We start from the raw sequence: 12,721 nt of genomic DNA, 5'->3' as shown, positions 1-12,721 counted from the left end.
TAGCACGGAGAAAGAGGGGTGTCCCCCAATGCCAGATTAATGGCATTGGGGGACACCCCTTGTTTGTCTGTTATGGATAAGTTAAATGTATGCGAAAAATCGAATACAATCGATGAAAGGGTATTGGCTACTCCTGGTTAACGCTGTCTGTCGAACCGTACAGCTAAGTCTTATTTATGCCTTATTCTTCGCATCGAACTGGAACCGTTCCACCTGTCCCTGCATATCCGCAGCCATACCGGAGAGTGCCGCAGAGGAGGAAGTGATCTCCTCCATCGAAGCAAGCTGCTCCTCGGTAGCTGCGGTTACGCTCTGGAAGGAATCGAGCGCGGCCCGGGCAATTGTGGCCATCTCCTGGACGGAGGCGGCTACTTCGGAGCTGCTGGCCGACATTTGCTCCGTAATAGCCGAGACCTCATGGATCTGCTCGCCGACCTGCCGGGTGGACTGTTCGATCTGCTGGAAGGCCTCGCTCGCTTCCAGGGTAAGCGCCATGCCCTGCTCCACATCCTCTGCCACCTTATGCTTCATCACATCATACGCGCTGGCGATCAGGCTTACCATCTCGGAGATGGTCTCCTGAATCTGTCCGGCGCTGCTATTCGTGGCCTCCGATAGCTTGCGCACTTCACCGGCCACGACGGCGAAGCCCCGCCCGTGTTCTCCGGCCCGGGCCGCCTCGATGCCGGCATTCAGCGACAGGAGATTGGTCTGCTTGGCAATGGCGGAGATCGCCGTGCTGGTCTCAGCGACTCTGGCGCTTAAGCCGTTAAGCTCAGCGATCAGGATGCCGGACTGCTGCACCGATTCTCGTATAGTTCTCATCTGTTCGCCGACCTGCTGCATTCTGGAGCTGCCGGTAGAGACATCCGTTTCCGTAAGTATAGCGGCACTCACAATTGCCTCTGAAGCGGAAGCGATTTTCTGAATGCCAGTGGACATCTCCTCCATCGTTGTAGCGACTTCGGCGGAAGCATAGGCCTGGGTCTCCACGCCCCGGGTGGATTCCTCCACCAGCTCCGTCACATACTCGACCGCCTTGCTGTTCTCAGCCGTGCTGGCTGTGAGCTGTTCACTGGCAGCGGCGAGCTGGCCGGAGGTCTCGGCAACCTCCTGCACCATGGTGCGCAGTGAAGAGACCATTTCATTATAATTGCCGGCAAGCTGACCGATCTCATCCCTGCGGCTGGTCTGGACGAATTCATCCAGATATCCTTCGCTTACCCGCTTGGCCGAACGGTTCAGGCGTTCTACGGGCCCGGTAATGCGGCGGATAATCAGGAAGGTAATCACTGCAGCAAGCAGCAGCGCAACCACGAGAACGATAGCAGCCTTGTACAGAATCGGGTAGACCGCCTTCGTGTATTCACTCTCTGGAAGCACTCCGGCCAGGGTGAAGCCGGTCAGCTCATTGGTAATGTAGTATCCGTCCATTCGCGTATCGGCTGCAGTATCCTTATAGGAGATTTTGCCCGCCGGACCTTGCTTGGTTCCTGCTGTCATTGCGTCTGTGGCTTCCGAAGCAACCTCCATGGCAGGGTGGTAGATCACCTTGTTATTTCCATCCAGGATGAAGACATATCCGCTATCGCCCAGACTGACATTCTTCGCCAGCTCCATAAGCTCCTTCATGCTGATGCTGATTGTAACAGCACCCTTACCGTCCGGAAATGCCTTGGAGATCGGCAGAATATAGCTATTCGTTACTTTGGAGAAAATGGGATTGATCACCGATGTTGTCTCTGGGGTCTTAAGTGCATCTATGTACCAGTCGCGTATCCGGGGATCATAATTGTCCAGCTTGGAATCCGGCGCGAACATGTATTTCCCGTCCTCGTTGCCTATCGCCACGATCTCTACCTCAGGATGCTCCAGCTTGAAGTTGTCGATCAGCTTGCGCAGCTGTGGAGAATTGTTCGTCAGCCCGGCGCTGCTCATCTCGTACGCCACCTCATTCACTGCGGCACTCTCCAGCAGGATCAGCTGCGACAGTGTTTTATCCAGGAGGTGGATGCTGGAGCGTGTGGTGTCTTCCATTTTGGAGCGCAGGGCCGATTCTGAGGTTTGTGTGGATATGGCTATCAGAGCCAGTGAGGGCAGCACAATAGCTGTAATGATAAGCAGCATCAGTTCAGTTCTGAGCTTCGTGATACGGAATAGGCGCTTTCGGTTTTTTTTCGGTGTTGGCATGGAAGTTCCTCCTGAATTTCTGAATGGATGGCGGTTAAAATTTATTTCCATATCTCGAAGTAACTAGATATTTTAATATATATTTCGACAGCGATCGACCAAATAATTAGTATTTCGTCAAAAAATTAACTCAAATTCTTCTCAATCTGTTCCTCATTCCAGGTAGTACGCGCGCCAGCTTTTCAGGTGGAGAACGATTATAACTATTCTTGAACTTGTAACCCCGGGCGGCCTGTGGCTTAATAATAAGTGTCCGGCCGGGCAAGATTACTTCTGGAAGGAGGCTGAAGATATGTTTTCAGAATACGAGGTGGTTTCCGTCTAAGACGGAGACCTGTTTAGGGGGAGGCCGCGAGGCCTCCTTATGTATAACGAGCGAACACGAGCAGATATGTAATTCCGGTTCCTACAATATATAGAATGACACTGACCAACCACTGACAGATTGCTGCTGATTCATAATGAATGTAGACGATAACCGTAGGGTTTAATATAATGAATTTAGGTGATTTACCAAATTTGAGGAGAAGAAAGGAGGCAGGTGGAATGATTATTCAGAACAGCACCGTGATCGGACTGAACGGAACACACCTGTTGAAGGAGGAAATTGAACGTGAGTTACGTCAATGGAAAGGATGTGCTCCCCCCGGGGCTGCTCGAAGAGCTGCAGGGTTACATACAGGGTGAGCTGTTATACATCCCGAAGAAAGCGGAAGAACGGGTAAGATGGGGCGAGAACAGCGGCTCCCGGCAAGAGATTGCTGCCCGCAACGAAGAGATCTTCTGTAGTCACAGCAGCGGCTGCTCGGTGAACGAGCTGCAGAAGAGATATCACTTATCCGAAGAAAGCATCCGCAAGATCATTTCAAAAATGCGGCAAACGCGGCTGGCGATGAACCGCTAGTCTGGAACGCATATGAGTTCTAATTATAGAACAAAGAGCATGGCTCGCGCCGGTGGCGGCGGGGTCATGCTCTTTTTAAGTCTATTTCTCGCTGAAACGGTACCGTCCTTGTAACAACGGCAAAGCCGTTTCCACTTGCGTTCGGGACAGGTATGGTATGATAGGAGAAGTGTATGTATTCTATCGAAATCTTAGATGATAGCAAGGAAGTGTAGGGATGGATTTATTCTCGCAGGGTGAAGACAACGGGAGCGGACGGCTGCTTGCAGACCGGATGCGGCCCGGTAATCTGGATGAATATATCGGACAGGAGCATATTGTAGGCAAGGGCAAGCTGCTGCGCAGAGCGATTGAAGCGGACCAGGTCTCTTCTATCCTGCTGTACGGGCCTCCAGGCTGCGGCAAAACCACTCTGGCCCATATCATATCGCATCACACCCAAGGTGAATTCGTGCGGCTGAATGCGGTGGAGGCTTCGGTGAAGGATGTGCGGGAGGTCATTGAACGCGCACAGAGCAATAAGGCGCTGTACGGCTCGAAGACGATTCTGTTCCTGGACGAGGTACACCGCTTCAACAGCTCCCGCCAGGATGCGCTGCTGCCGGCCGTGGAGAAGGGGACGATTACCTTCATTGGTGCGACAACAGAGAATCCGTTCCATTATGTGAACGGGGCCTTGATGAGCCGCTCGACGCTGTTTCAACTGGAGTCCCTGACCAGCGAGCACAGCCTGATCGCGATGAAGCGGGCGCTTGCTGACGATCAGCGGGGGCTCGGCTTCATGGATCTGAAGGCTGACGAAGACGCGCTGCTGCATATCGCCGCCATGGCGAATGGCGATATCCGCCGCGCTTTGAATGCTCTGGAGCTGGCGGCGATGACTACGGCGCCGGAGCGTGACGGCAGCGTGCATATTACGCTTGCAGTGGCGGAGGAGTCGATCCGCCGCCCGATTGTCAAAGCGGACGAATCGACGCAGTACGATGTGCTGTCCGCTTTTCACAAAAGCATCCGCGGCTCCAGTGACGCCGCCCTGTTCTGGTTCCTCTACGCGGTGGAGAAGCTCGGCATGGACCCGATGACCTTCATCCGCCGCCTGATCGCGGCCAGCAGTGAGGATATCGGCCTGGCGAACCCGCAGGCGATGGTGCAGGCGGTTAGTGCGCTGGATGCCTACCGCAATAACGGCTGGCCGGAGGCCAAGCTGAATATCGCGCAGGCGATTCTGTTCGCTGTAGAGAGTCCCAAATCTGACGGGGTAGTGACCGCTATCGCGAACGTCATGAACAGTCTGGAGGATCTGAAATCGGCTGAGGTGCCGCTGCATTTGCGGGATACGCACTATAAAGGCGCGTCCCAGCTGGGCCATGAGGGCTACCAGTACCCGCATAATTTTCCTGGCCACTATGTGAAGCAGGATTATCTGCCGAAGGCAATTTCCAATAAGGTCTTCTATCAGGCCACTGAGCAGGGCAACGAGGCCAAGATCCGCCATAACCAGCAGCTGCGGCGCGGGCAATAGGGCTTCGAGGAAAGCCCGCTCCGTCTGTTCCAGCCAACTGTACATTTTACAAACCGAGAGCAGCCATTCTCCCTAACCGGAGGAGGCTGCTCTTTTGACGTTGTAGGCTCCTTAGTAAATGGCGGGTTCGCTCGTTTGGGCTGCGTTTGCTGAATATTCAGGCTTCGCTGGATGATTTACCTTGCCGAATGTCGGCTGGAAGGTGGAGGTCAAAAATGAAAGGGATAAATCCCTCTGAATCGGCTGGAAGTGGGCTGTATGAGCAAATGAAAGGGATAAATCCCTCTGAATCAGCTGAAAGTGGGCTGTATGAGTAAATGAAAGGGATAAATCCCTCTGGTCCAGCCGAAGGTGGCTAGCTGAGCAATGAGGAGCACTAGTGCCCTGAATTCTCCGAACTGGAGCTAAACGAGCGAATGAGGAGCACTAATGCCCCTCACTCCTGGTGGCCCTATATGTAGTCGAATGGAGAATCCGTTAGGCGGCGTCAACCTGTGCATTCTACCACCAATAGCTGACGCTGGAACGGTAAATATGATAGAAATGGAAATTTATTGACAAAAAAACCGGTATACTTAGAAAAATGTAATGTAAATATATAGAATTAATTTACTGTATGTGGTATATGTGTAGGTAGGGGTATTTTACCTTAATTTGTAATATGGAGGTGGTAAATGGAACGTACCTAAATACTATGTCTAATAATGGACACTGGGGAGGTATTTGTGCGTGCCTGAGTCTGGACGGACTGAAAAAGCAAGAAATCGAAGGGAGATGAGTAAGGATGAGTCAAAGTAAACGGAAGACCGGCTGTATCGCTTCACTAAGCCTGATGTTAGCCTGCACCATTGTATCAGGGACGGCTGTTCGCCCGTCTGTCACCGAAGCCGCCACCGCCGGAGTCAATTATGCAGAGGCACTGCAGAAATCGATCTATTTCTACGAGGCCCAGCGCTCAGGTGAGCTGCCGGCGGACAACCGCGTGGAATGGAGAGGCGACTCGGGGCTGCAGGATGGTGCCGATGTCGGCCATGATCTGACGGGAGGCTGGTATGACGCAGGGGATCATGTCAAATTCGGCTTTCCGATGGCGTATACTGCTACCATGCTGGCATGGTCAGTCTATGAATACAAGGATGGTTACGTGCAGTCCGGGCAGCTTGATGAGATTCTGGACAATATCCGCTGGGCCACAGACTATTTTGTGAAAGCGCATACTGCGCCGAATGAGCTGTGGGGACAGGTAGGTAACGGCACGGCGGACCATAACTGGTGGGGACCGGCGGAGGTCATGCCTATGGCGCGCCCGGCCTACAAGATTGATGCTGCACATCCCGGCTCGGATCTGGCTGGTGAGACTGCCGCCGCCCTTGCCTCAGCTTCCATTATTTTCAGGGATTCAGATCCCGCTTATGCGGACAAGCTCCTGCTGCATGCCAAGCAATTATACAATTTTGCCGATACGTACCGGGGGGCTTACTCCGATACCATCACTGACGCCAAGCAGTATTACAATTCGTGGAGCAGCTATGCCGATGAATTAAGCTGGGGCGGTGTCTGGCTATACCTGGCGACAGGTGAGCAGACCTATCTGGACAAGGCGATTGCCGCCAGTGATCTGTGGGGCACCAACCAGGCCGGTGACTGGGGTTACCAATGGACCCAATCCTGGGATGACAAGCATTACGGGGCACAGCTCCTGCTGTCCCGCATCACCGAGGACCCTAAGTTCATTCAGTCCACGGAACGCAATATGCAGTTCTGGACGACCGGGGTGAACGGCACCTCTGACCGGGTAACGTATACTCCAGGCGGGCTGGCCCATTTGGATCAATGGGGGGCGCTGCGGTATGCAGCCAACCATGCTTTCCTTGCTTTTGTCTATGCAGACTGGGTTACTGATCCGGTGAAAAAGAATACCGCCCAGGCCTTCGCAGAGCGCCAGATTAACTATATGCTGGGCGACAATCCGCGTAATAGCAGTTATGTCATCGGCTTCGGCGCGAATGCACCTGAGCATCCTCATCACCGCACCTCACACGGCTCCTGGAGCGATAGCCAGACCACTCCGGCGGACCACCGGCATGTGCTCTACGGCGCACTTGTTGGCGGCCCCTCCAAGACCGATGCTTACACCGATGCGATTAGCGATTATGTCTCGAATGAAGTTGCAACCGATTACAATTCGGCCTTTACCGGCTCTCTGGCCCGGATGATGATGCTTCACGGCCAAGGGCAGAGTCCGCTGGCGAACTTCCCGCCGGCCGAAACGCGTGAGGATGAGATGTTCACGGAGACTTCTGTGAATGCCAGCGGCAGCAATTTTGTGGAGATCCGCGCGGTCCTCAATAACCGTTCCGCATGGCCTGCCCGCTCCAGCAGCCAGCTGTCCTTCAACTACTATCTGGACATCAGCGAGGCTGTTGCTGCGGGATATGGTCCCGGCGATATCACGGTTAAGGCCGGAGGCTATAACCAGGGAGCCACCGTCTCACAGCTGCTGCCTTACGATGAAGCGAACCATATCTACTACACCAAAGTAGATTTCTCCGGCACCCCGATCTATCCGGGAGGACAGTCTGCTTACCGCAAGGAGGTTCAGTTCCGCATTGCCGGACCGCTGAACACCACCTTCTGGGATAACAGCAATGACTTCTCCTTCAAGGGAGTGGCCGCGAATGCTTCAGCGGCAACGAAGAACCCTTATATCCCAGTATACGATGCAGGTGTCAAAGTGTACGGGGAGCTGCCTTCCGGCGGCGGAACGCCAGGTGAACCGCAGGTTCCTGGACGTCCGTCCGGCCTCCAGGCTGAGCCCGGCAATGCCAGCGTAGCCTTGAGCTGGAATGCAGTCAGCGGTGCAACGTCGTATACCGTCAAGCGCTCTTTGGTGAGCGGCGGACCGTACACTACAGTGGGTACAGCTACTTCAGTAGTCTACAGCGACAGCGGACTAACGAACGGAGTGGACTATTATTATGTGGTAACCGCTTCGAACAGCGTAGGGGAGAGTACAGCGTCTGTACAGGTGACCGCCAAGCCGCACGAGATTACAGTGCCTGCCGGCGCTCTGCGTGTGCAGTACCGCACCAATGATACCAGTCCCGGGGATTCACAGATCCGCAGCCAGTTCCGGATTATCAATACAGGAACCGAGGCCATTCCGCTCAGCGGTCTGAAGCTGCGTTACTATTACACTGTTGACGGGGACAAGCCGCAGGAATTCCACTGTGACTATGCAGCTGTCGGCAGCGGGAACCTGAACGGAAGCTTCGGGAAGCTTAGTGCACCTGTTACCCTGGCCGACTCTTATCTGGAGATTTCTTTTGCGGCAGGAGCAGGAAGCCTGGCGCCAGGGGCAGACAGCGGGGAGATTCAAGTGCGCTTCAACAAGTCCGATTGGACGGCCTACAATGAGAGCAATGACTATTCCTATGGAGGTACCCAGCAGACCTTCGCAGATTGGAATAAAGTCACCTTGTACCGTGCAGGAACACTTGTCTGGGGCCTCGAACCCTAAACCATACCAGAGAGGAAGTATGCCGAAATGATGAAGATGAAGCTAAGTTCATTCAAGAAACCGGCCTCTATAGTCATGTCTGCCGTTCTGACCCTTTCCCTCACCAGCGGAATCTTAAGCTTCAGTCCGGGAACCGCCAAGGCGGCATCGGTGGAGAAGACCAGATTCCTGCAACTGTATGACCAGCTGAAGGACCCGGCCAGCGGGTATTTCTCGGCTGAAGGCATCCCGTATCATGCGGTAGAGACCCTGCTCAGCGAGGCGCCTAACTATGGGCATATGACTACCTCCGAGGCCTATAGCTACTGGATGTGGCTTGAAGTGCTGTATGGCCATAACACCGGGGACTGGAGCAAGCTCGAATCAGCCTGGGACAATATGGAGAAATATATCATTCCGATTAATGAAGGCGATGGTGTGCAGGAGCAGCCGACCATGAGCAGCTATAACCCGAACAGCCCGGCCACTTACGCCTCGGAGCTTCCTCAGCCGGATCAGTATCCAAGCGCACTGAACGGCAAGTACACTCCGGGTAAGGACCCGCTCGATGCAGAGCTGAAGGCCACCTACGGCAATAACCAGACCTATCTGATGCACTGGCTGGTGGATGTGGACAACTGGTATGGCTTCGGCAACTTGTTGAATCCTAAGCATACCGCCAGCTATGTGAACACCTTCCAGCGCGGCGTGCAGGAATCGGTGTGGGAGGCGGTCTCCCATCCTTCACAGGATAACAAGACCTTCGGCAAGCCGAATGAAGGCTTCATGAGCCTGTTCACCAAGGAAAATAGTGCGCCTTCCGCGCAGTGGCGTTACACGAACGCTACGGACGCCGATGCACGCGCTGTGCAGGCCATGTACTGGGCCAAGGATCTTGGCTATACCAATACGGTCTATCTGAACAAAGCCAAGAAAATGGGCGATTTCCTCCGTTACGGCATGTACGATAAGTACTTCCAGAAGGTCGGCAGTGCGGCTAATGGTTCGCCTCAGCCGGGAACCGGCAAGGATTCCAACCAGTACCTGATGGCCTGGTATACCTCCTGGGGCGGCGGTCTGGGCAGCGGCGGAGACTGGGCCTGGAGAATCGGCGCGAGCCATGCGCACCAAGGGTACCAGAATGTGGTTGCAGCCTATGCGCTGTCCACTGCAACCGCAGGGCTGGTTCCGTCCTCTGCCACAGCCGGAACGGATTGGAGCAAATCGCTGACCCGCCAATTGGAATTCTACAACTGGCTGCAATCCTCTGAAGGAGCGATTGCAGGCGGTGCCACTAATAGCTACGGCGGTTCTTACAGCGCTTATCCTGCCGGGGCCAGCACATTCTACGGCATGCTCTACGACGAGGCACCTGTCTATCAGGACCCGCCATCCAACAACTGGTTCGGGATGCAGTCCTGGAGTATGGAGCGCGTAGCAGAGCTGTATTACATCCTGGCTTCCAGCGGGGATACCACCTCGGATAATTTCAAAATGGCCAAACGGGTCATCGAGAACTGGATTGACTGGTCTTCAGATTATGCTTTTGTTGGCAGCCGTCCCGTATCGGATGCCGCCGGCTATTATCTGGATCAGCAGGGCAACCGGATTCTGGGCGGAGCCAACCCGCAGGTGGCTACCGTGTCTGCACCCGGCGAATTCTGGATTCCGGGCAATGTGGAATGGCACGGCCAGCCGGATACCTGGAACGGCTTCAGCTCTTTTAACGGCAACAGCAGCCTGAAGGCAGTGACCAAGGACCCGGGGCAGGATACCGGCGTACTGGGCAGCTATATCAAAGCGCTCACCTTCTTCGCCGCAGGGAACAAAGCAGAGCACGGCAACTACACTGCGCTTGGCGGAACAGCTTCACAGCTGGCTAAGTCCATGCTGGATACCGCCTGGGGCTACAATGACGGCCTTGGAATTACCACTCTGGAGAAGCGAGCCGATTATTTCCGGTTCTTCACCAAAGAGGTCTATTTCCCGGCAGGCTGGAGCGGTACCTTCGGCCAGGGCAATACCATTCCGGGGAACGCGACAGTTCCATCTGACCCGGCTAAGGGCGGCAATGGAGTGTATGCGAGCTACACCGATATTCTCCCGAAAATCAAAAATGATCCCAAGTGGAGTTATCTCGAAGGAAAATACAATACTTCCTACAATAAAACCACTAAGACCTGGGACAATGGCGCACCTGAGTTCACCTATCACCGCTTCTGGTCACAGGTGGATATGGCCACGGCCTATGCCGAGTATGACCGGCTGATTAATAACGGCAGCGGCCCTATGCCGACAGCTACCCCTACAACCACGCCAACGGCTACTCCAACAGCAACACCAACCGCTACACCGACAACAGTGCCAACAGCCACACCGACAGTCGCACCGACGGCTACACCGACAACAGTGCCAACAGCCACACCGACAGTAGCGCCAACGGCTACACCGACAACAGTGCCAACCGCTACACCGACAGTCGCGCCAACCGCTACGCCTGCCGTAGGGAATTTGGTCGTTCAATACCGTACAACGGATACGAACGCCACAGATCCGCAGTTCCGTCCGCAGTTGCGGATTGTCAATAACGGGACCACAGCGGTAGACCTCAGCAAAGTTAAGGTCCGGTATTACTACACGATTGACGGCGAGCGGGCACAGCAGTTCAATGTCGATTATGCGGCCCTCGGCGGCAGCAATGTGCTGGGCAGCTTCGTGAAGCTTGATTCTGCAGTGACAGGCGCAGATCATTATCTGGAAATATCCTTCAGCGCCGGCGCCGGCAGTCTGGCAGCAGGTGCGAATACCGGCGAGATTCAATTGCGCATTAACAAGACCGACTGGAGCAATTACAATGAGGCTGACGATTACTCCTATGATGCAACCAAAACATCTTTCACCGACTGGAACCGGGTGCCTCTGTATCTGAACGGTGTACTGGTCTGGGGCGCTCAGCCGCAATAAGGCTGAAGCCCTGTGAGTCAGCCCAGGCGTGACTCTATATCCTGACCAATCAATGAAAAAGAACCTTCAACTCCACGATCTGTGGTTTTGAAGGTTCTTTTTTGGATGTACTAAGAAGCATCTATGCGAAAAACCGAATACATTGGATTCAGCACCAGCACTGTTCACCCGTTAGGATGTTGTCTTTAGGGGAGCTCTGGCTGAGAACGCAGTCAGACCTGTGCCAGCGGCACAACCTTGTCGGCCGTCTCAATCGTTCCGCCGCCAAGGCAGGTCTCGCCCAGATAGAAGACCACGGCTTGTCCGGGCGTAATGGCCTTTTGCTGAACATCAAAGGCCACATGGACGGTTCCATCGGCCTGCTTCGTCAGCGTAACTCCCTGATCCGGCTGGCGGTAGCGGAACTTGGCCGTACATTTCAGCGGCTCATCGCCAAGGGTATCCGGATCGATCCAGTTCACCCCTGAGGCTATAAGACTGGTCGAATACAGGCTGATATGCTTCTCGCCTTGCACCACATACAGGGTGTTGCTTGCCAGATCCTTCTCGGCCACGAACCAGGGCTCGCCTGTCCCCGAGCCGCCGATACCCAGCCCCTGGCGCTGGCCCAGCGTGTAGTACATGAGGCCGTCATGCCGGCCCTTCACTTCGCCCGTAGCGATATCGACCATATTGCCTGACTGTGCAGGCAGGTATTGGCTGAGGAATTCGCGGAAATTGCGTTCGCCGATGAAGCAGACGCCGGTGCTGTCTTTTTTCTTCGCGGTATAGAGTCCGGCTTCCTCGGCAATCCTGCGTACCTCCGGCTTCGGCAGATGTCCGATCGGGAACATGGCCTTCGAGAGCTGGTACTGGTTCAGCGCATTGAGGAAGTACGTCTGGTCCTTGTTGTTGTCCACGCCGCGCAGCAGCTTGAATAGTCCGTCTTCTTCCACGACCCGGGCGTAATGCCCCGTAGCGACATAATCTGCGCCAAGCTGCAGCGCCTTGTTCAGGAATTCGCCGAACTTGATCTCGCGGTTGCACATCACATCCGGATTCGGGGTCCGGCCAGCCTTATATTCTTCAAGGAAATAGGAGAAGACTTTATCAAAGTATTCCTTCTCGAAATTAACGGTATAGTAAGGAATATCGATCTGCTCGCAGACGCGGCGCACATCCTCGGCGTCGGTCTCGGCCGTACATACGCCGAACTCGTCGGTATCATCCCAATTCTTCATGAAGATGCCGATGACGTCATATCCCTGCTGCTTCAGCAGCAGCGCTGTAACAGAGGAATCCACACCGCCTGACATCCCGACGACGACCCGGATATCCTGATTAGCTTTTGTCATCGTGATCACCATTTTCTGTACACAAAATACCGGCGTTCTCACTGAACACCCGGCTCATTGTGTATTATAACATACCTGTCTACCCCAAACGAGGACACATAGGCTATAAAATATAGCGAAAAACCGTCCGGAATTGACAATTTGTCCACCAGTGGCGAACAAAATCGCGAATTATTACCGTTTGCTGTTCCAAATGTGTCTATAGATATGATAACATAAGCTGAGAGCAGACATCGGAATACGTTGATATGACATATCGCATGTCCAGTCACGCTGAATAGCCACCACAGAACCAGTAACTATATGAA

General features: G+C 54.2%; 6 protein-coding genes. 4 read left to right on the top strand and 2 right to left on the bottom strand.

Annotation, left to right across the window (positions count from 1 at the left end; genetic code table 11):
- Nucleotides 1-174: 174 nt before the first annotated feature.
- Nucleotides 175-2,190 carry a methyl-accepting chemotaxis protein gene (locus NYE24_RS12170; protein ID WP_342478755.1) on the bottom strand — a complete coding sequence of 672 codons (2,016 nt, stop codon included), beginning with the start codon at nt 2,188-2,190 and terminating at the stop codon, nt 175-177.
- A 613-nt stretch (nt 2,191-2,803) separates the two neighbouring features.
- Here NYE24_RS12170 and NYE24_RS12165 point away from each other — a divergent pair.
- The 4 genes from NYE24_RS12165 to NYE24_RS12150 all read left to right on the top strand — a co-directional run bounded on the left by NYE24_RS12165 (nt 2,804) and on the right by NYE24_RS12150 (nt 11,079).
- Nucleotides 2,804-3,094, top strand: a complete 291-nt coding sequence (locus NYE24_RS12165) for a CD3324 family protein (RefSeq protein WP_036690524.1) — start codon at nt 2,804-2,806, stop codon at nt 3,092-3,094.
- Between the two features lie 217 nt (nt 3,095-3,311).
- Nucleotides 3,312-4,616, top strand: a complete 1,305-nt coding sequence (locus NYE24_RS12160) for a replication-associated recombination protein A (protein WP_036690523.1) — start codon at nt 3,312-3,314, stop codon at nt 4,614-4,616.
- Between the two features lie 784 nt (nt 4,617-5,400).
- Entirely contained in the window at nt 5,401-8,136 is a 2,736-nt protein-coding gene (locus NYE24_RS12155; protein ID WP_036690521.1) for a glycoside hydrolase family 9 protein, read from the top strand.
- A gap of 30 nt (nt 8,137-8,166) precedes the next feature.
- The gene (locus NYE24_RS12150) at nt 8,167-11,079 is read left to right on the top strand and encodes a glycoside hydrolase family 48 protein (RefSeq protein ID WP_342479232.1); all 2,913 of its coding nucleotides are present in this window, start codon (nt 8,167-8,169) and stop codon (nt 11,077-11,079) included.
- Between the two features lie 212 nt (nt 11,080-11,291).
- Here NYE24_RS12150 and mnmA read toward each other — a convergent pair whose 3' ends face one another.
- Nucleotides 11,292-12,413 (bottom strand): tRNA 2-thiouridine(34) synthase MnmA, encoded by a 1,122-nt coding sequence (gene mnmA, locus NYE24_RS12145; protein WP_342478754.1) that lies wholly within the window; start codon nt 12,411-12,413, stop codon nt 11,292-11,294.
- Nucleotides 12,414-12,721: the final 308 nt, after the last annotated feature.

Source organism: Paenibacillus sp. FSL H7-0350, from assembly GCF_038593195.1.
Lineage (GTDB): Bacteria > Bacillota > Bacilli > Paenibacillales > Paenibacillaceae > Paenibacillus_AQ.
Note: the sequence above shows the minus strand (reverse complement) of the source record. Positions and strands in the feature narration are given on the sequence as shown.